This is a genomic window from Micromonospora lacuserhaii (genome assembly GCF_036902735.1).
GTDB lineage: Bacteria > Actinomycetota > Actinomycetes > Mycobacteriales > Micromonosporaceae > Micromonospora.
In genome coordinates this window covers 21,539-39,989 of sequence record NZ_JBAKHO010000010.1, presented here as the reverse complement: position 1 = coordinate 39,989, position 18,451 = coordinate 21,539, and the positions used below count along the sequence as shown (strand labels likewise).

Annotated in this window: 16 protein-coding genes, 2 pseudogenes and 1 riboswitch; of the genes and pseudogenes, 8 read left to right on the top strand and 10 right to left on the bottom strand. The window is 74.3% G+C overall.

From position 1 onward, the window contains the following. Positions 1 to 46 precede the first annotated feature (46 nt). The 3 genes from V6U81_RS09590 to V6U81_RS09580 all read right to left on the bottom strand — a co-directional run bounded on the left by V6U81_RS09590 (position 47) and on the right by V6U81_RS09580 (position 2,803). Positions 47 to 1,051 carry an inorganic phosphate transporter gene (locus V6U81_RS09590; RefSeq protein WP_334486888.1) on the bottom strand — a complete coding sequence of 335 codons (1,005 nt, stop codon included), beginning with the start codon at positions 1,049 to 1,051 and terminating at the stop codon, positions 47 to 49. 4 nt (positions 1,052 to 1,055) lie between these two features. Beyond that, positions 1,056 to 1,682, bottom strand: a complete 627-nt coding sequence (locus V6U81_RS09585) for a DUF47 domain-containing protein (protein WP_334486885.1) — start codon at positions 1,680 to 1,682, stop codon at positions 1,056 to 1,058. Positions 1,683 to 1,813: 131 nt separating this feature from the next. Further along, a complete protein-coding gene (locus V6U81_RS09580) occupies positions 1,814 to 2,803 on the bottom strand; it encodes a PPK2 family polyphosphate kinase (RefSeq protein ID WP_334486882.1) in 990 nt (329 codons plus the stop codon). A gap of 167 nt (positions 2,804 to 2,970) precedes the next feature. Here V6U81_RS09580 and sigJ point away from each other — a divergent pair, with 167 nt between their 5' ends. Next, positions 2,971 to 3,957 carry an RNA polymerase sigma factor SigJ gene (sigJ, locus tag V6U81_RS09575; RefSeq protein ID WP_334486880.1) on the top strand — a complete coding sequence of 329 codons (987 nt, stop codon included), beginning with the start codon at positions 2,971 to 2,973 and terminating at the stop codon, positions 3,955 to 3,957. Between the two features lie 31 nt (positions 3,958 to 3,988). Here the strand turns inward: sigJ and V6U81_RS09570 are convergent, their stop codons facing one another. Then, complete coding sequence (locus V6U81_RS09570) at positions 3,989 to 4,495, bottom strand: DUF402 domain-containing protein (RefSeq protein ID WP_334486878.1); 507 nt, start codon at positions 4,493 to 4,495, stop codon at positions 3,989 to 3,991. Between the two features lie 120 nt (positions 4,496 to 4,615). Between V6U81_RS09570 and V6U81_RS29160 the strand changes: the two are divergent. Both V6U81_RS29160 and V6U81_RS29155 read left to right on the top strand, forming a co-directional pair. Beyond that, positions 4,616 to 5,977, top strand: a pseudogene (locus tag V6U81_RS29160) (ATP-dependent DNA helicase); the annotation flags it as partial. A 135-nt stretch (positions 5,978 to 6,112) separates the two neighbouring features. Then, positions 6,113 to 6,799 (top strand): annotated as a pseudogene (locus tag V6U81_RS29155) (ATP-dependent DNA helicase); the annotation flags it as partial. Between the two features lie 59 nt (positions 6,800 to 6,858). Here V6U81_RS29155 and V6U81_RS09560 read toward each other — a convergent pair. Continuing rightward, positions 6,859 to 8,157: an AI-2E family transporter gene (locus tag V6U81_RS09560; protein WP_334486876.1), complete on the bottom strand. Its 1,299-nt coding sequence runs from the start codon at positions 8,155 to 8,157 to the stop codon at positions 6,859 to 6,861. A gap of 160 nt (positions 8,158 to 8,317) precedes the next feature. On the opposite strand from V6U81_RS09560, the gene V6U81_RS09555 reads away from it, so the two are divergent. Together V6U81_RS09555 and V6U81_RS09550 are read left to right on the top strand one after the other, a co-directional pair. Next, positions 8,318 to 8,665, top strand: coding sequence for a GroES family chaperonin (locus tag V6U81_RS09555; RefSeq protein ID WP_334486874.1), 348 nt, complete (start codon positions 8,318 to 8,320; stop codon positions 8,663 to 8,665). Between the two features lie 87 nt (positions 8,666 to 8,752). Beyond that, on the top strand, positions 8,753 to 8,920 hold the full coding sequence (locus V6U81_RS09550) for a hypothetical protein (protein ID WP_334486871.1): 168 nt from the start codon (positions 8,753 to 8,755) through the stop codon (positions 8,918 to 8,920). A 38-nt stretch (positions 8,921 to 8,958) separates the two neighbouring features. Here the strand turns inward: V6U81_RS09550 and V6U81_RS09545 are convergent, their stop codons facing one another. Then, positions 8,959 to 10,401 carry a PrsW family intramembrane metalloprotease gene (locus V6U81_RS09545; RefSeq protein ID WP_334486869.1) on the bottom strand — a complete coding sequence of 481 codons (1,443 nt, stop codon included), beginning with the start codon at positions 10,399 to 10,401 and terminating at the stop codon, positions 8,959 to 8,961. A 65-nt stretch (positions 10,402 to 10,466) separates the two neighbouring features. After that, positions 10,467 to 10,585: riboswitch (SAM riboswitch) on the top strand. Positions 10,586 to 10,634: 49 nt separating this feature from the next. Here V6U81_RS09545 and V6U81_RS09540 point away from each other — a divergent pair. Further along, complete coding sequence (locus V6U81_RS09540) at positions 10,635 to 11,891, top strand: aminotransferase class V-fold PLP-dependent enzyme (protein WP_334486867.1); 1,257 nt, start codon at positions 10,635 to 10,637, stop codon at positions 11,889 to 11,891. Between the two features lie 56 nt (positions 11,892 to 11,947). On the opposite strand, the gene V6U81_RS09535 is transcribed toward V6U81_RS09540, so the two are convergent. Then, on the bottom strand, positions 11,948 to 13,180 hold the full coding sequence (locus V6U81_RS09535; protein WP_334486864.1) for an FUSC family protein: 1,233 nt from the start codon (positions 13,178 to 13,180) through the stop codon (positions 11,948 to 11,950). Between the two features lie 92 nt (positions 13,181 to 13,272). On the opposite strand from V6U81_RS09535, the gene V6U81_RS09530 reads away from it, so the two are divergent. Then, the gene (locus tag V6U81_RS09530) at positions 13,273 to 13,941 is read left to right on the top strand and encodes an HD domain-containing protein (protein WP_334486862.1); all 669 of its coding nucleotides are present in this window, start codon (positions 13,273 to 13,275) and stop codon (positions 13,939 to 13,941) included. On the opposite strand, the gene V6U81_RS09525 is transcribed toward V6U81_RS09530, so the two are convergent. Further along, positions 13,913 to 14,194, bottom strand: a complete 282-nt coding sequence (locus V6U81_RS09525; RefSeq protein ID WP_334486859.1) for a DUF4031 domain-containing protein — start codon at positions 14,192 to 14,194, stop codon at positions 13,913 to 13,915. The two genes, V6U81_RS09530 and V6U81_RS09525, sit on opposite strands and share 29 nt — an antisense overlap. Positions 14,195 to 14,229: 35 nt before the next feature. Between V6U81_RS09525 and V6U81_RS09520 the strand changes: the two genes are divergently transcribed. Further along, the gene (locus V6U81_RS09520; RefSeq protein ID WP_334486856.1) at positions 14,230 to 15,630 is read left to right on the top strand and encodes an FAD-binding oxidoreductase; all 1,401 of its coding nucleotides are present in this window, start codon (positions 14,230 to 14,232) and stop codon (positions 15,628 to 15,630) included. A gap of 24 nt (positions 15,631 to 15,654) precedes the next feature. On the opposite strand, the gene V6U81_RS09515 is transcribed toward V6U81_RS09520, so the two are convergent. After that, a complete protein-coding gene (locus V6U81_RS09515) occupies positions 15,655 to 15,999 on the bottom strand; it encodes a hypothetical protein (RefSeq protein WP_334486853.1) in 345 nt (114 codons plus the stop codon). A 268-nt stretch (positions 16,000 to 16,267) separates the two neighbouring features. After that, positions 16,268 to 18,085, bottom strand: coding sequence for a glycerol-3-phosphate dehydrogenase/oxidase (locus V6U81_RS09510; RefSeq protein ID WP_334487147.1), 1,818 nt, complete (start codon positions 18,083 to 18,085; stop codon positions 16,268 to 16,270). Positions 18,086 to 18,451: the final 366 nt, after the last annotated feature.

Genomic DNA, 18,451 nt, shown 5'->3' with positions numbered 1-18,451 from the left:
GGTCCCCCGCCGTGGCGGGGAACCCCTCGTGCCGGCGTGCGGACGCTCAGAACAGCGGCCGGACCAGCAGGTAGGCGAGGCAGGCGATCAGCGCGGCCGCCGGGAACGTGATGATCCAGGCGATCACGATGTTGCCGGCGACGTTCCAGCGGACCGCGGAGAGCCGCTTGGTGGCGCCCACACCCATGATCGCGGAGGTGATCGTGTGGGTGGTGGAGATCGGCGCCTTCAGCACCAGGGCGTTGAAGTAGAGCACCGCGCTGGCCACCGTCTCGGCGGCGAAGCCCTCCGGCGGGCCCAGGTCGATGATCTTGCGGCCGAGGGTACGGATGATCCGCCAGCCGCCGGAGTAGGTGCCGAGCGCCAGCATGGTCGCCGACGTCCAGAACACCCAGCCGGGGATGTGCGTCTTGTCGTCCTGGTAGCCACCGGTGTAGAGGGCCAGCACGATGATGCCCATCGTCTTCGCGGCGTCCTGCATACCGTGACCGACCGACATGGCCGCCGCCGAGGCGGTCTGCGCCCAGCGGAAGCCCCGGTTGAGCTTGCCCGGCTGCCCCTTCCGGAACGCCCAGAGGATGGCCAGCATCAGCAGGTAACCGAGGGTGAGGCCGACGATCGGCGAGAGCACCATCGGCAGGATGACCTTCTGGCCGATGTTGGCCCACTGCACCACGCCGCCGGTGGCCAGCAGCGTCGCCCCGACCAGCCCGCCGAAGAGGGCGTGCGAGGAGGACGAGGGCAGGCCGAAGTACCAGGTGATCAGATTCCAGGCGATGGCGCCGAGCACCCCGGCGAAGACCACCCCCAGGCTGGCCACCCCGGTTGGGAGCGTGACCAGCCCGTCGCCGACGGTCTTGGCCACGCCTGCGCCGAAGTGGGCGCCGATGAAGTTGCCGACCGCGGCCAGCAGCAGGGCGATCCGGGGTGTCAGGGCCCGGGTGGAGACGCTGGTGGCGATCGCGTTCGCGGCGTCGTGGAAACCGTTCGTGTAGTCGAACGCCATCGCGGCGATGATCACCGCCAGGACGGCGATGAGTTCGGGACTCACGGGTTCAGGACTCCTTGACCGTGATGGTCTCGACGGTGTTGGCCACGTGCTCGAAGGCGTCGCAGGCGGCCTCCAGCTCGTCGGCGACCTCCTTCATCTTCAGCACGGTCAGCGCGTCGTACTCGCCGGAGAAGAGCCGGACCAGGAGCATCCGGTACGCCTGGTCACCGTCGTTCTCGAGCCGGTTGCACTCGATCCAGTACTCCTCGAGGTCCTTCATCGACTTCAGCCGGGGCATCGCGTCCGCGGTGAGCTTGGCCTGCTGGTCGAGGACGTTGACCAGCTCGTGCAGTTCCCGCGGGAGCGCCGGCAGCTTGGTCAGGCCGTACAGGTAGAGCAGGTTGCCGACCGCCTCCAGGTGGTCCATCACATCGTCGAGCAGCGAGCCCAGACGGTAGATGTCCTCCCGGTCGAACGGGGTGATGAAGGTGGAGTTGATCTTCTTGTAGAGCTCGTGGGTGATCTGGTCGCTGTCGTGCTCGACCTCGGTCAGCCGCTCGCTCACCGACTGCACGTCGACGCCGGGCAGGGCCAGCTCGTTGAGCAGTTCGGTGCCCTTCACCAGGTTCTGCGCGGCCCTGGTGAAGAGCTCGTAGAAGGCGCCCTCGGTGGGACGGAAGGAAAACTTCACAGCACGGACCTCGTCGTGTCGGTGGAAGGGTGGCCGACGCCGTCGAGACGTCCGCTGAAGGGCATGCTAGGTACACCCCGGAATCGGGCATCGATCGGCCCACCCCAGGTCAGACCCGGTTTACCGGTCGTTCACCCGCCGTTCACCTTGGCCCGCTCATCCCCGCTCCGCAACCGTTGGCGCTCCCGCTCCACGTCGAAACCGGCAGCCGGATACCCCAGATCAAGGCCCTCGAACGTCTCCCGCAGCAGGTGGGCGACCGCCCAGTCCCGGTACCACTTGCGGTCCGCCGGGACCACGAACCAGGGCGCGGCGTCCGTGTCGCACCGGGCCAACGCCTCCGCGTACGCCGCCTGGTAGTCGTCCCAACGGGCCCGCGAGTCCAGGTCGCTCGGGTTGTACTTCCAGTGCTTCGTCGGGTCGGTCAGCCGTTCCATCAGCCGCGCGGCCTGCTCGTCGCGGGAGATGTGCAGCATCACCTTGACCACGGTCAGGGCGCCGTCGGCCAGCTCCCGCTCGAAGGCGTTGATCTCGTCGTACCGGGCCCGCCAGGTGGCCTCCGGCACCAGGGACCCGACCCGGGCCACCAGCACGTCCTCGTAGTGCGACCGGTTGAAGACGCCGACGTACCCGGGCGGGGGCAGCGCCCGCCGGATCCGCCAGAGGAAGTCGTGCGCCAACTCCTCCCCGGTCGGCGGGCCGAACGAGCGGATGTGCAGGCCGAGCGGGTTCATCGCGCCGGCCACCCGCTTGACCGTGCCGTCCTTGCCGCCGCAGTCCATCGCCTGGAGCACCAGCAGCACCCGCCTCGGCCGGTCCCCGTCCAGCTCCGGGCCACCCGAGGTGGGGGCCGAGGCGGGGGCCTCGGGCTCCGCGGCCGCCTTGGCGGTGGCGAAGAGCATCTCCTGCTGCCGGCCCAGCTCCGCGCCGATCAACGCGACCTGCTCCCGCGCCCAGGCCTTGCGCTCGCCGCCCTTCCCGGCCGCGCCGGGCAGGCCGGGGGTCGACCGGGGGTCGATCGCCCCCAGGTCCACCGCGGTGCCGTCCGCCGGGACCCGCAGCAGGTCCCGCATCGTGCCACCCCTCGGCGCCACGAACTCCGATCCTTCGACAGTGCCCATCCCCCGATCCTCACCCACCCCGCCCACCCCCGCCTCCCGAGGCGGCCCCACCCTCCCCTCCCACCCCCGCCGCCGGGAAGTTGCGCGGATCGTGAAAAGGGCGAGGGGCGCGGGCGACGGTGTCACGTTTCGGGGCGCCGAGACGTCTTGTGCAATGGGGAGAATGTGTGCCCGACGGGGAGGGTGGGACGACCGTGGAGCTGGCGACGGAGTTCGGGGCGGAGTTCGAGGCGGAGCGCGGGCGCCTGATGGCGGTGGCGTACCGGATGCTGGGCAGCCGCAGCGAGGCGGAGGACGCCGTCCAGGAGACCTGGCTGCGGTACGCGGGGGCGCTCGCCGACCCGGCCGCCCGCGCCGAGGTCCGGCACCTCGGCGGCTGGCTCACCACCACCTGCGCCCGGATCTGCCTGGACGTGCTCCGCTCCGCCCGGGTACGCCGGGAGACGTACCCCGGGCAGTGGCTGCCGGAGCCGCTGGTGGCGCTGCCCGGCGCCACCCCCGCCACCGACGGGTTCGCCCCCGACCCCGCCGACCGGGCGGTCCGCCGCGACCAGGTCGGCACCGCGTTGCTGGTGGTGCTGGAACGACTCACCCCGGAGCAGCGGGTCGCCTTCGTCCTGCACGACGTCTTCGCCGTGCCGTTCGCCCGGATCGCCGAGGCGCTGGAGACCACCCCGGAGGCGGCCCGGCAGCTCGCCTCCCGGGCCCGCCGGGCGGTGCAGGCCCCGCAGGCTCCCCGGCACACCGCCGACGCCGCCGAGCAGCAGCGGGTGGTGGCCGCCTTCGTAGCCGCCACCGAGTCGGGCGACCTGGCCGCCCTGATGCGGGTGCTGGCTCCGGACGTGGTGCTGATCGGCGACAGCGGCGGGCACTTCCCGGCGGCCCGCCGGCCGGTCACCGGGGCCGACCCGGTGGCCCGTTTCACCCTCGGCCTGTTCCGCCGGGCCGGCCGGTACGACCAGCCGGTCCGGGCCCGGCCGGTGCTGGTGAACGGCGCGCTCGGCCTGCAGTTCGAGGGCGCGTACCCCGACGGTCGGGTACTGCGGCTGGTCACCGCCTTCGCGGTGCACGAGGGGCGGATCACCGGCATCTTCAACCAGCTCAACCCGGACAAGCTGCACGACCTGCCACAGTTCGACAGGGTCGACGGCTGACCACCGACGGGCCGGGTGGCCCAGCGCCGGCTCAGACCACCAGGGCGAGCCACTTCCGGTACGACGTGGCGAACGGCTCGGTGCCGTCGCCGAGCGCGCCGAAGAGCCACCCGGCCGCCCGCTCGGCCTCGACGACCACGTCGTCCGGGTAGCCGAAGCGCTCCCGGTGCTCGGCGAACTCGTCCTCGTCGCGCAGCTCGACCAGGCCGGTGGCCCGCCGGCGCACCACGTCCAGGTCGAGGTCGACCAGGTGCACCGTGTCGTCGCCCTCCCAGCGGGCCGGGGTGGCGATGTCGCAGTAGACCTCGCTGGTCCGCGGGGGCGGGTTGAACATCCCCGTCCACCAGCCGTGGTGCGGCACCAGCAGGACGAACGGGATCTGCTCGACCGACGGCCGGCCGTGGTAGACCGACTCGGTGCCGGCGGGCACGCCCAGCCAGACCCCGAGGTCGTCCTCGGCGAGGCGGCGGGCCGGGTAGTCGCGGTGGGCGCTGCCGTCGTACTTGCGGTAGATCACTCGGACCACATCGCTCGGCATGAGTCGCACCCTAACCGATTCCGCCCACGCGTCGCCGCACGGTCGCAACCGGTCACGATCGGGTATTCCGCGCGGGGCGGCGGCGCGCCCGCTGTCGGCCGCGGCGGGTACCGTCTCACGGTGACTCCGCCCCGCACCGCCACCGGTTCCGCCACCCCGTCGGCTCGCTCCGGCCGGCGTCGGGGCGACCGGCCCAGCGGCAGCGAGCTGCTCACCGCAGCGGTCGGCGCGGTGCCCGGCGGGGCCGCCCGCCCGGGTCAGCAGCAGATGGCCGAGGCGATCGAACGCAGCGTCGCCACCCGCGAGCACCTGCTGGTCCAGGCCGGCACCGGCACCGGCAAGTCGCTGGCGTACCTCGCCCCGGCGCTGACCGTGGACGGGCCGGTGGTGGTCTCCACCGCCACCCTGGCGTTGCAGTCCCAGCTGGTCGACCACGACCTGCCCCGGCTCGCCGACGCGGTGGAGCCGCTGCTCGGTCGCCGACCCACCTTCGCCGTGCTCAAGGGCCGGCACCACTACCTCTGCCTGGCCCGGCTGGACAACTCCACCGAGGAGGAGCCGGAGGACACCCTCTTCGACGCCCCGGCCGCCCGGCCCGCCGGTCAGACGAAGTGGCTGGGCGAGGCCGGCCGGCTCGGCAAGCAGGTCCAGCGGCTGCGCGACTGGGCGGAGGAGACCGCCACCGGCGACCGCGACGAGCTGGACCCGGGCGTCGACGACCAGGCCTGGCGGCTGGTCTCCATGCCGGCCCGGGAGTGCGTCGGCGCCACCCGCTGCCCGTTCGGCCAGGAGTGCTTCGCCGAGGCGTCCCGGGCCCGGGCCCGGGAGGCCGACATCGTGGTCACCAACCACAGCCTGCTCGCGGTGGACATGCTCGCCGGCCGGCACATCGTGCCGCCGCACAAGCTGCTGATCGTCGACGAGGCGCACGAGCTGGCCGACCGGGTCTCCTCCGCCGCCCAGGCCGAGCTGGTCCCGGAGCTGATCGACCGGTCCGCCCGGCGGGCCCGGCCGTTGCTGCGGCCGGACGTCGCCGAGCGGCTCACCGAGGCCGGCGACGCGCTCGCCGTGGGGCTGGCCGAGGCGCCCGCCGGGCGGCTCACCGGCGGGCTGCCGGCCGCGCTGCGCGAGGCGTGCACCCTGCTGGACGCCGCCACCCGGGCCGCGCTCGAGGCGATCGGCGACATCAAGTCCGACGACCCGGACCCGGTGCGCAAGCAGCAGGCCAAGGCGGCGCTGGACGAACTCTCCACCACCGCCCAGCGGCTGCTGGAGGAGGGCGACCACGACGTGGCCTGGGTGGAGAAGCCGGAGAACGGCAGCCGTCGGGCGCTGGTGGTGGCGCCGCTCTCGGTCGCCGGGACCCTCGCCACCCACCTGTACGACGAGCGCACCGTGGTGGCCACCTCGGCGACCCTGGCGCTGGGCGGGCGGTTCGACACGGTGGCCCGGGCGCTGGGGCTGGACGCGCCCGCACCCGCACCGCCGTCCCCGGCCGCCGCCGCGATGGCCACCGCCTCGGCCGGCCGGTCGACCGGCGCGGTGCCGCGTGGTGACACGCCGACCGCCGGCGCGGTGGCCACCACTGCGGGCAGCAGGGCCGCCACCGGGGTGGTTCCCGCCACCGAGGGGCCGGGCTGGCGCTCGCTGGACGTCGGCTCCCCGTTCGACTACGCCCGGCAGGGCATCCTCTACGTCGCCGCGCACCTGCCCCGCCCCAGCGTGTCGGGGCTGCCCGAGGCGGCCGGCGAGGAGCTGCTGGGGCTGGTCGGCGCGCTCGGTGGTCGTACCCTCGGGCTCTTCTCCTCGCGACGGGCCGCGCAGCAGGCCGCGGAGCTGCTCCGGGCGCGGACCGACCTGCCGGTGCTGCTCCAGGGCGAGGAGGCGCTGCCGCTGCTGGTCCGCCGGTTCCGCGAGGAGCGGTCCAGCTGCCTGTTCGGGGTGATGTCGCTCTGGCAGGGGGTGGACGTGCCGGGCGACGCGTGCCAGCTCGTGGTGATCGACCGGCTGCCCTTCCCCCGCCCCGACGAGCCGCTCGCGGCGGCCCGGGCGGCGGCGGTGGACGCCGGGGGCGGCTCCGGTTTCGCCGCGGTGAGCGTGCCGATCGCGGCGGTCCGGCTGGCCCAGGGGGTGGGCCGGCTGATCCGAGCCACCGGCGACCGGGGCGTGGTGGCGGTGCTCGACTCCCGACTGGAGACGGCCCGCGGCTACGGCCCGTTCCTGCGCCGCTCGCTCCCCCCGTTCTGGTACACCACCCGCCCCGAGGTGGCCCGCGGCGCGCTCGAACGCCTCGCCAAGGCCTGAACGCGCGAGATCCGCGCGCCCCTGAGTGGGCCGCGCGGATCTCGACGAGGTGGAACGGGTCAGGGCGCCTGGGAGGCGACGACCACGGCGTCCGGCGGGGTGTCCGGGACCGTCCGGGCGGCGAGCCGACGGACGGCGGTGTTGAGCACCGCGATCAGCGGGACGGCGACCAGCGCGCCGGTGATGCCGGCCAGCACCACCCCGGCGGCGATCCCGATGATCACCGCGAGCGGGTGGATGGCCACCGCGCGGCCCATGATCAGCGGCTGCAGCAGGTGCCCCTCCACCTGCTGCACACCGATCACCACGCCCAGGATGATCAGCGCGGTCACCGGGCCGCTGTCGACCAGCGCCACCAGCACCGCCACGACACCGGAGAGCGCGGCGCCGACGATCGGGATGAACGCGCCCAGGAAGACCAGCGCGGCCAGCGGGAACGCGAACGGGACGTCGAAGATGACCAGGAAGATGCCGATGCCCACCGCGTCGATGAAGGCCACCAGGACGGTGGCCCGGACGTAGGCCCCGAGCGTGGCCCAGGACGCCCGGCCGGCGTCGTCCACCTTCCACCGGGCCGCCACCGGCAGCAGCCGGACCAGGAACCGCCAGATCCTGTTGCCGTCGCGCAGGAAGAAGAACGTGGCGAAGAGCACCAGCACCGTGCCGGTCAGCAGCTCGGCCAGGGTGGCCGCGGTGGAGACCGCCCCGCTGGTGAACTTCTCGGTGTTGCCGTTGATCCAGCCCTGCGCCTCGTCGATGTAGCGGTTGAGCTGGCTGTCGGAGAGGTGCAGCGGGCCGGTCTTGAGCCAGTCCTGGATCTGCCGGACGCCCTCCGACGACTTCTTGCTCAGCTCGGGCACGCCCTGGATGAACTCGTTCACCACCAGGGTCAGCGTGCCGACCACCGCGGCGAGCCCGCCGACCAGCACCACCGCGGTCGCCAACGACCTCGGAAACCGCGCCCTGAGCAGCCAGCCCACCGCCGGCGCCAGCAGCGCCGACAGCAGCAGCGCCACCGCCAGCGGGATGATCACGATGCTGATGGTGCCGACGATCTTCAGCAGCGCCCAGGTCACCACGCCGATGACGATCAGCCGCCAGGACCACGCGGCGGCGATCCGCAGCGCGTGCGGGACGTCGGCGTCGTCCCGGCTGGAGGTGGAGTTGTGCATGGCCGCCGGGGGCGGCGCGCCGACCACGGTCGCCGACGGGGGCGCCTCCGGCCCGGGCACGGCCGGCGAGGCGACACCGGCTTCCTCGGGAACGTCGGCGTGGTCGGCGCGACCCGCGCGCACCGACTCCCGTCCGGACTCGTACGCGTGGCGGAGCCGACCGCGTACCCGCTCGAAGCGGCTCAAGCGCACCTCCTCAGGAACGAACCAGGCCGCCCACGACGACGGTCCGGACAGGGTATGTCCGACAGCCGTCACCGTAGGGCAGTTCCGCCACACTGTGCCCCGCGCCGACTCCCCTCAACCACCAGGCGAACGGGCACACCGCACGCGGTAGCGTCTCTGCGTGACCGCCGACCAGAACCTCGACTCCGGCCTGCCGATCCGCATGCTGCACGACCGCGTCCTGGTGCGGGTGGAGGGCAACGAGGGCGAGCGCCGCTCCACCGCCGGCATCGTGATCCCGGCCACCGCCGCCGTCGGCAAGCGGTTGGCGTGGGCGACCGCCGTCGGGGTGGGGCCACACGTCCGGGCGATCGTGGCCGGCGACCGGGTGCTCTTCGACCCCGACGACCGCTCCGAGGTCGAGCTGCACGGCCGGGGGTACGTCCTGCTCCGCGAGCGGGACGTGCACGCCGTCGCCGCCGAGCGAGTGGAGACCGACACCACCGGCAACACCGGCCTCTACCTTTAGCCTGCCGGTTCCCGACCCGCCGGGCGGCGCTGTTTGTGGCGCTTCCCGGCGGGAAGCCAGGCACGTCCAGCGCCCTGGGGAGGGACGATGCCGGTTTTCGTGAAGAAGCTGCTGCTCTGGGGCTTCGTCGCCTTCCTGATCTACTTCATGGCGTTCCGCCCGGACGGCGCGGCGCAGATGTTCAAGGGGATCGGGGCGGCCCTGATGGCGATGGCCCAGGGGCTCGGCGACTTCATGACCAGCCTGATGAGCTGAGCCCGCCACCCCGGGCGGGGGGCGGGCTCAGTCGTCGGTCAGGCGGGGCCGGGCGGCCAGGGCGGGGCCGGGCTCGGGGCGTACCAGCCGGGCGGACCGTAGCCGGGGTGCGCGGGGGCGGGCGGGGCGAGCACCACCGGGACCGGCACCACCGGGGAGTCGGGCGCCTCGACGGCCCGTTGCGACCCGTCCGGGAAGCGCAGGTGGTAGCGCTGGCCGTCCCAGACCCCGACCGGCGCCTGCGGATCCCGCCCGGCGAAGAACGTCCGGTACGCCGCGATCGCCTCCAGCAGTTCCCGCTCCTCCCGGAGGGTCCGCTCCCGATCGGCCGGCTTGCGGTCCAGCCCCCGGCGCATCCCGTCGCGCAGCAGCGCCAGCCGGGTTGCCGCGAACTGGTAGCCGCGCATCGCCCGCAGCCCGGGATCGCCGCCCACCCGCCGGGCCCAGGTGCGGGCCGCGTGCCGACGCCCCAGACTGCCCAGCGTGGCGACCTCCGGTGGGGTGAGCCAGCCGGCCCGGACGTAGTCCGGCAGGGTGCGCTCGGTGAGCCGCCCCTCCCAGGCGCGCAGCCAGACCGCGAAGCCGACCATGCCGAAGAAGATCGGCACCATCAGGCCGACGATCCCGTACATGAAGATCACCAGCTCGCCGGTGGCCTGGACCAGCGTGGGCAGCAGGTTCCAGGTGCCGTGCAGCATCATCGCCAGCAGCAGGCCGGCGGCCGGGGCGAGGATGCGGACCCGCCGGTCGGCCGTCCGGGCGGCGATGCCCAGCCCCACGCCGGTCATCGAGGTGAACAGCGGGTGGGCGAAGCCGAAGAACAGGATCCGGGTGATGAAGATGGCGAAGACCTGCCGGACGCCGGTGGCCGGGCCCCACTGGTCGGCGCCCGAGGCGTAGCCGTAGCCGCCCAGGTAGAGGATGTTCTCCACCATGGCGAACCCGACCGCCGAGAGCCCGCAGTAGACCAGGCCGTCGGTGATGCCGGACCACTCCCGGCGGCGGAAGACCAGCAGCAGGATCGGGCCGAGCGCCTTGGTCAGCTCCTCGATGAACGGGGCCACCAGCACGCCGGTCAGCGCGGAGGAGAGCCCCCAGTCCTTGAACAGGGCGGCGGCGGTCTCGTTGACCCGCAGCGACGCCGCGGTAGAGACGAAGGCACCCCAGAGGAAGCAGAAGATCAGGTATTTCAGTGGCTCCGGCTCGTACCGGTCCAGCCAGAGGAAGCAGGCGACCAGGACCGGCACCGGCAGGACGGCGGCGGCGACGCCGATCAGCAGCGCGTCCAGGCCGAGGTTGGAGCCGAGCGTGTAGAGCATGTAGACCGCGCAGGCGGCGATCAGCAGCACCACCCCGACCAGCACGAGGATTCGCGGCCAGCCCCGTCGGCGCAGCGGCATCCGGGGTGCGGCAGCGCCCGACGAGGGGACGGCGGGCGCGGTCGGCGGCGGCGGGGGCCCGCCGGGCGGGGTGTCGGCCATGCGGTCAGCGTAGTCATCCGCGACCCACTGGGCCGGGCCCTCGGCGGGTGGTTATGCTGCGGGGAGGTCACGAGTGCCAGCGTCAAGCCCCGGCTTGCTGGCCGGCAACCCTCGTTGTTCGCGGTGGGGTGCCCCGGGTGATGACCGGGCCCGGCCCGATCCTCGTGCTGGGCAAGCGCGGACCCCGTCCCGGTGTGCCCACACCCGGGGTCCCTGGACCCCGGAGGTGCCCGATGACCATCACCCTCGTTCCGCCCGCGCCCGCGCCCGCGCCGGCCGTCGCGGACCCGCTCGCCGTGCTCGGCGTACCCGGGCAGGTCAACCTGGACCACGCCGCCAGCGCGCCCTGCGCGCGGGCCGCCGCCGACGCGGTGGCCGAACTGCTGCCCTGGTACGCCAGCGTGCACCGCGGCGCCGGGGCGCTGTCGCGGCGCTGCACGCTCGCCTACGAGCGGGCCCGGCAGACCGTCGGTGACTTCCTCGGCGCCCGCGCCGGCGACCACGTGATCTTCACCCGGAACACCACCGACGCGCTCAACCTGCTGGCCCGGGCGCTGCCCGCCGGCACCACCGTGGTCACCTTCGCCGGGGAGCACCACGCCAACCTGCTGCCCTGGCCGCGCGGCTCGGTCCGGCTGCCGGTGCCGCAGAGCCCCGGCGCGGCCGTCCGGGCGTTGGACGCCGCCCTGGCCGAGCTGCGCCGGGGGGCCGGTTCGGCGCTGCCCGTGCTGGTCGCGGTCACCGGGGCGAGCAACGTGACCGGGGAACGCTGGCCGCTGGCCGAGCTGGCCCGGACGGCCCGCCGGCACGGCGCCCGGATCGTGGTCGACGCCGCCCAGCTCGCCCCGCACGCTTCGGTGGACGTGGCCGCGCTGGACGTCGACTACCTCGCCGTCTCCGGGCACAAGCTGTACGCACCGTTCGGCGCCGGGGTGCTGCTCGGCCGGGCGGACTGGCTGGACACCGCCCCGCCGTACCTGGCCGGTGGGGGCGCGACCAGCCACGTCGGCGCCGCCACCCACGAGGTGCGCTGGACCACCGGCCCGGCCCGCCACGAGGGCGGTACGCCCAACCTGCTCGGCGCGGTGGCCCTGGCCGCGGTCTGCGCCGCGCTGGCCGGCGCGGACCGGGCCGCGCTGCACGCCCACGAGCAGCGGCTGCTGGCCCGGCTCCGCAACGGGCTGGCCGCCCTGCCCGACGCGGTGGAGCTGCGCACCTTCGGCCCGGACGCGCCCCGGGTCGGCATCGTGTCGTTCGTGCTGGCCGGCCGGGACTCCGCCGAGGTCGCCGCCGCGCTGGCCCGGGACGGCGTCGGGGTCCGCGACGGGCTGTTCTGCGCCCACCCGCTGGCCCGGCGACTGCTGGCCGAGGCGGCGGCGCGCAGCGGGCGAACCGACCTGCCACCGACCGCGCTGCGGGCGAGCGTCGGGCTGGGCAGCACCGAAGAGCACGTGGACCGGCTGCTGGCCGGCCTCGCCGCGCTGCGCTGAGTCGACGGTCCCGTCGTGCCGTCCCCGAACGGCACGGCGGGCGGCGCGGCCGCGGATCAGCCCACCGGTGGGGCGGTGGGCGGCTTCGGGGCGGCGGTCGGCTCGGCCTGGCCACTTTGCGCCGGCTCCTGGTTGCCGAAGGACTGGCGGACCAGCCGGTTCGCCTCCTCCTGCTCGATGCCGGAGGCCACCATCAGGTCACTGGCGGTGGTCCTCACCTGGGCGATCACCACGCTGCCGGAGAAGCCGACCCCCTGCCCGTACGCCCGGCCGGCCTCGCTGACGGCGCGCAGCGAGCGCTCCCGCGCCTTCTCCGGCTCCTCGCCGACGGCGAACTCGTGCCGCAGCAGCCGGACCGCCTCCGCCAGGTGGGCCACCGCGTCGGGCATCGGCTCGGGGATCGGCTCCTCGTCCTCGATCATGGTGACCGAGCGCCGGATCAGGGTGCCGCTGTTGCGCATCGCCCGGTCGATCGGCTCAGCCGCCTCCGCGTAGTGGGTGAGTTCGCTGCGCCGGTGCCAGCGGGCCGGGGAGAGGGTGGCGGTCTCCTTCGCGCCCTCGATCGCCTCGCTGAAGGTGGCCAGCTCCTCCTTGTTCTCGCGGAGCCGTTCCAGCGCCTGTTGGGCGCTGCCGCGGTCCCGCTTGCGCAGCGCCTCGGCGGTCACGTCGAGCTGAACGGCGAGCAGGTCCAGCGCCGGCCGGGCCGCCCGGTTGATCACCCGCAGCGGGTTGAGCGGCAGCAGGATCGCCGTCACCAGCAGCGCGATCCCGCCGCCGATGAAGGCGTCGACGAAGCGGGGCAGTTCGAGGTTCTGGGTTGACGGGCTGAGCGTGACGATCAGCACCGCGGTGGCCGCCGCCTGGATCACGATGGCCACGCTGGCGCCGAAGAAGATGGTCAGCAGGATCGCCGCGGTCACCACCAGGCCGAGCTGCCAGCCGCCGGTGCCGAGCAGATAGATCAGCCCGTCGCCGAGGGCCACCCCGACCGCCACCCCGATGATCAGCTCGACCGTCCGGCGCAGCCGCTGGCCGACCGAGGCGGCCAGGGTGCCGACCGCGGAGATCGGCGCGAAGACCGGCTGCGGGTTGTGCAGGAAGTCGTGCGACACGATCCAGGACAGCGCGGCGGCCAGCCCGGCCTGCACGGCCAGCCCCAGCGCCATCCGGACCCGGTGCAGCCGGTCGTGCAGGGTGGCCTTGCTCTTGTGCCGCAACTCCTCCACCGCCTCGGCGATCCGGGCGGAGTCGACGTCCCCCGCGCCGTCGCGCAGGACGACACGCCGCATCAACGACGGTCGTCGGTCCCGGGCCACGGCCATGGCGGGGACTACCCGGACCGGCGAAGGTGAATCCTCGGGACTCGGGCAGACTCGACGGGGTGACGGAGTTGATCGACCGCTGGCGGGCCGCGGCGCGGGAAGCCGGGGCGACCGACGGGACGGCGCTGACGGCCGCCGGGGCGACCGACGGGACGGCGCTGACGGCCGCCGGCGCGGAACTGCTGGCCCGGTGGCGGGAGCCGCACCGGCGTTACCACACCGTCGACCACCTGACCGCCGTGCTGGACGTGGTCGACGCGTACGCCGGGCTGGCCCCGCGGCCGGAGCTGGTCCGGCTGGCCGCCTGGTGCCACGACGCGGTCTACGACCCGAGGGCCGCCGGGGACGCCAACGAGCGGGACAGCGCCGAACTGGCCGGTGCCCTGCTGACCGGGCTCGGGACGCCGGCCGCCGCGGTGGCCGAGGTCCGCCGGCTGGTGCTGCTCACCGCCGGGCACGCGGTCGCCGCCGGCGACCCCGACGGCGCGCTGCTCTGCGACGCCGACCTGGCCGTCCTGGCCGCACCGCCACCGGAGTACGACGCGTACGCCGCCGCCGTCCGCCAGGAGTACGCCCACGTGGCCGAGCCGGACTTCCGGGACGGCCGGGCCCGGGTGCTGGCGTCCCTGCTGGCCCTGCCCGCGCTCTACCGGCTGCCCCCGCTGGCCCGGGAGTGGGAACCCCGCGCCCGCGCCAACCTCAGCCGCGAACTGGCCGCCCTGCGCTGAGGTGCTTGGGCCGGCGCAGGCCCGAGTCGCGCAGCAGGCGGACGATCTCCCGGCTGGGCACGACCCGGGCGCCGAGCCAGACCGCCGCCGGGAAGCGTTCGGCCGGGATGTCGTAGTGGTCCCGGTCGAAGGCGCGGCGGGGGGCGCCGAGCGCCTCGGCGAAGGCGTGCAACTCGGCGTGGGAGACGTCGCTGATCAAATGGGACCAGAGCCGCCCCCGCCACGGCCAGGCGGGCCGGTCCACGTACAGCATGGCGGCCAATCTAGCCGCCGGTTAGCCTCTCCCCCATGGCCGGAACCCCCCTCCTCGACGACCTGCGGGCCGCGCTCGGTGACGACGCCGTCCTCACCGACCCGGACCTGCTCCGCGTGCACCAGCGCGACGAGGCCGACCTGTGCGCGGCCGGCGTCCCGCTGGTGGTGGTCCGTCCGCGCGACACCGAGGGGGTGGTCGCCGTGGTCCGGGCGGCGGCCCGGCACGGCGTACCCGTGGTGCCGCAGGGGGCGCGGACCGGGCTGGCCGGTGCGGCCAACGCGGTCGACGGCGCGGTCGTGCTGAGCACCGTGGCGATGGACGAGATCCGGGAGATCGACCCGGTGAGCCGGATCGCGGTGGTGCAGCCCGGCGTGGTCAACGCGACGCTGGCCGGAGCGGTCCGCCGGCACGGGCTCTACTACCCGCCGGACCCGGGCTCCTGGGAGTCGTCCACCATCGGCGGCAACGTCTCCACCAACGCCGGCGGCATGTGCTGCGTCAAGTACGGGGTGACCACCGAGTACGTGCTCGGCCTGGAGGTGGTGCTCGCCTCCGGCGAGGTGCTGCGCACCGGCCGGCGCACCGCCAAGGGCGTCGCCGGTTACGACCTGACCCGGCTCTTCGTGGGCTCCGAGGGCACCCTCGGGGTGATCACCGAGGTGACCGTGTCGCTGCGCCCCGCCCCGGAGGAGTCCCTCACCATGGTGGCGGTCTTCGGCTCCACCGCCGAGGCCGGCGCGGCGGTGGCCGACATCGCGGCGAAGGGGCTCACCCCCAGCCTGCTGGAGTTGCTGGACCGCACCCACCTGCGGGCGATCGAGGCGTACCGGCCGATGGGGCTGCGTACCGACGCGCAGGCGTTGCTGCTGGCCGCCACCGACACCGGCGCCCGGGCGGCGGACGACCTGGCCCGGATCGCCGAGGTGTGCGAGGCGGCCGGCGCCGAGGAGGTGTACGCGGCCACCGACGCGGTCGAGGCGGCGGCACTGCTCCAGGCCCGCCGGCTGGCCCATCCGGCGATGGAGAAGTTCGCCGCCGAGGCCTTCCCCGGCGGCAACGGCGGCCTGGTCATCGACGACGTGGCGGTGCCGCGCGGGTCGCTGGCCGCGCTGCTGGACGGGGTGGCCCGGATCGCCAAGGAGTGCGACGTGCCGATCGGCGTGGTCGGGCACGCCGGGGACGGCAACATGCACCCCAACATCGTGGTCGACCGGGCCGACCCGGCGAGCCTCGAGCGGGGCCGGCGGGCGTTCGACGAGATCATGCGGCTGGGCCTCGACCTCGGCGGCACCTGCACCGGAGAGCACGGCGTCGGGCTGCTCAAGCGGGACTGGCTGGCCCGCGAGATCGGGCCGGTCGGGATCCGGGTACACCAGTCGATCAAGGCGGCGCTGGACCCGGCGGGACTGTTCAACCCGGGCAAGGTGTTCTGAGCCGGGCCGGGTGCCCGGGGGCGGTCAGGCCGCCGGCTCGGCCGGGGTGGCCTGGGTGAGCAGCAGCAGGATCTCGTTGGCCACCGGCGGTCGTTCCTCGCCCGGGCAGTCCTGCGAGGTGATCAGGCCGGCCGAGGTGAGCAGGCTGGACGTGAGGGCGTCGATGCAGCTCACCCGGTACTGGCGGGCCTGGTCGGTCTCCTTGGCCAGCCGCGGGTCGGCCAGCAGCCCCTGGAGGCGGGCGACCTGCTCGTCGTCCAGCGCGCCGGTCGACGTCACGCCGTCACCCGCGCAGTCGTCGCACTCCCACCGGCCGTCGGGCTCCACGTTGAGCGACCGGAGTGGTCCGTCCTGGCCGAGCTTCTGCACCAGACTGACCCGACCCGCGCTCGTACCGGCCGAACCGCCCGCGGTCCCGGTCGCGCCCCCGACGGGACGCTCCGCTGTGGATCCGGCGTCGTCGGAGCCGAACACCGCGCAACCGGTGACTGTGGAAATCAGGACGGCGACGGCGGTGAGGGCCAACGTGCGTGACCACTTAGTGGGAACCACGCGCCGCAACCTACCCCACCGTAGGTAGCGCTCGGAACCAGCCGACCGGACCACCAGGGGTGGGCGGAACCGCACTAGGGGTCGGTCAGCGGGACGAGGTGGGCAGTTCAACGCTGTCGTCGTCGACGCCCCGGTCGGCGGCGAAGCCGCGGACGTCCGGCGCGCCGAGCCGGGCCGCGTCGGCGGTGGCGTCGTCGGGCATCAACTGCGACTCGCGTTCCGCCTCCACCCGCGCCCGGTAGTGGGCGACCTCCCGCTCCCGGGTGGCCGCGTCCCAGCCGAGCACCGCGCCCATCAGCTCCGCGGTGTGCCCGGCCGATTCCAGGCCGCGGTGGGTGGTCTCGAAGGAGATCCGGGTACGCCGGGTCAGCACGTCCTCCAGGTGCAGCGCCCCCTCGGCGCGGGCCGCGTACGTCACCTCGGCGGCGAGGTACTCCGGGGCCCCGGCCAGCGGGGAGGCGAGCAGCGGATCGACGTCGATCAGCGCCAGCAGTTCCACGGTGAGCGTGCCGTACCGCTCCAGCAGGTGTTCGACGACCCCGACGGGCACCCCGTGCCGGCGGGCCAGGTCGGCCCGGTCCCGCCACATCGCGGCGTACCCGTCGGCACCGAGCAGCGGCAGGTCGGCGGTACGCGAGGGGCGCGCGCCGCCGAGCCGGCGGGCCGCCTGGTCCACCACGTCCGAGGCCATCACCCGGTACGTCGTGTACTTGCCGCCAGCGACCAGCAGCAGCCCGAGCATCGGCTCGAAGACCGCGTGCTCCCGGGAGAGCTTGGAGGTGGAGTCGGCCTCGCCGGCCAGCAGCGGGCGCAGCCCGGCGTAGACGCCCTCGATGTCGGCGGTGGAGAGCGGCCGGTCGAGCACCGCGTTGACCTGGTCCAGCAGGTACTGGATGTCCCGCGCGGAGGCGGACGGGTGGGACCGGTCGAGCCGCCAGTCGGTGTCGGTGGTACCGATGATCCAGTGCCCGCCCCACGGGATGACGAAGAGCACGCTGGTGGCGGTGCGCAGGATCAGCCCGGTCTCGCCGGTGATCGCCGAGCGGGGCACCACCAGGTGCACGCCCTTGGAGGCCCGGACCCGGATGCCGGGGCGCAGCCCGACGTCGTTGAGCATCCGCGACATGTCGTCGCTCCACACGCCGGTGGCGGCGATGACGGTGCGGGCGCTCACCTCGAACTCGGCGTCCGGCGAGCCGGGGCGCGCCTCCAGGTCGCGGACCCGGACCCCGGTGACCTCGCGGGCCTGCCGGATCAGGCCGACGGCCCGGGCGCTGGTCACCACGGTCGCGCCGAGGCTGGCCGCGGTGCGGGCCAGGGTGGTCACCAGCCGGGCGTCGTCCACCTGGCCGTCGTAGTAGCGGATCGCGCCGGCCAGGCCCTCGGCCTTGAGGCTGGGGAAGGTCCGGCGGGCGCCCTCGCGGGTCAGGTGCCGGTGCAGCGGCATGCCCCGGCCGCCGCCGAAGAGCCCGGCGAAGGCGTCGTAGGCGGCCACCCCGGCGCCGTAGTAGGAGCGGCGGAACAGCCGGGCCGGCAGGTCGCGCAGCCCGTCGTTGGTGGGGAGCGGGACCAGGAACGGGACCGGCCGGACGAGGTGCGGAGCGAGCCGGGTGGCGAGCAGGCCGCGCTCGGTGAGCGCCTCGTGGACGAGATGGAACTCCAACTGCTCCAGGTAGCGCAGGCCGCCGTGGATCAGCTTGCTGGACCGGCTGGACGTGCCGGCGGCGAAGTCGCGGGCCTCGACCAGGGCTACCTTGAGCCCGCGGGAGGCGGCGTCCAGCGCGGCCCCCGCCCCGGTCACCCCACCACCGATGACCAGGACGTCGAACCGCTCGGCGCGCAGCCGGCGCAGGTCGGCGGCCCGACGCTCCGGGGAAAGCTGGCCGGCGGCGGATCGGGACACGTTGGGGTCGCGCACCCGTCCACGGTAACTGTCCGGGGCGTCGCACAGCAGGCCCTGGCCGGGTCAGACTCGGCACACCTCCGGCCGGTCACCCGGAGTAAGCGGGCCGAACCCCGGACATCGGCCACTCTCAGTGACCTTTGCGGGGGTCCGAGGACCGCCGGCAGCGGCGTCATCACCGCCCTCGAACGCGGTTGAGCAGTTCGTCCTCCGCCTTCCCCGCCGACATCCCCGTCACTCCTCCACTCCCTTTGCTCTGCTGCCCCCTACGCAACAGCTACCGGGAGTGAGTGTTGCCGGGAGGGCAGCAGAGCAAAGCGGAGGGGAGGGTCGGGCGGATTCAGCGCAGATGACTACCCGGCGTGA

Bases quoted from the DNA above. Each gene is read 5' to 3' on its own strand.
- V6U81_RS09570 (WP_334486878.1), bottom strand. From the start codon at position 4,495: ATGCCGAGCGATGTGGTCCGAGTGATCTACCGCAAGTACGACGGCAGC.
- V6U81_RS09545 (WP_334486869.1), bottom strand. From the start codon at position 10,401: ATGGCCGACACCCCGCCCGGCGGGCCCCCGCCGCCGCCGACCGCGCCC.
- V6U81_RS09525 (WP_334486859.1), bottom strand. From the start codon at position 14,194: ATGCTGTACGTGGACCGGCCCGCCTGGCCGTGGCGGGGGCGGCTCTGG.
- V6U81_RS09580 (WP_334486882.1), bottom strand. From the start codon at position 2,803: ATGGGCACTGTCGAAGGATCGGAGTTCGTGGCGCCGAGGGGTGGCACG.
- V6U81_RS09540 (WP_334486867.1), top strand. From the start codon at position 10,635: ATGACCATCACCCTCGTTCCGCCCGCGCCCGCGCCCGCGCCGGCCGTC.
- V6U81_RS09520 (WP_334486856.1), top strand. From the start codon at position 14,230: ATGGCCGGAACCCCCCTCCTCGACGACCTGCGGGCCGCGCTCGGTGAC.
- V6U81_RS09535 (WP_334486864.1), bottom strand. From the start codon at position 13,180: ATGCGGCGTGTCGTCCTGCGCGACGGCGCGGGGGACGTCGACTCCGCC.
- V6U81_RS09550 (WP_334486871.1), top strand. From the start codon at position 8,753: ATGCCGGTTTTCGTGAAGAAGCTGCTGCTCTGGGGCTTCGTCGCCTTC.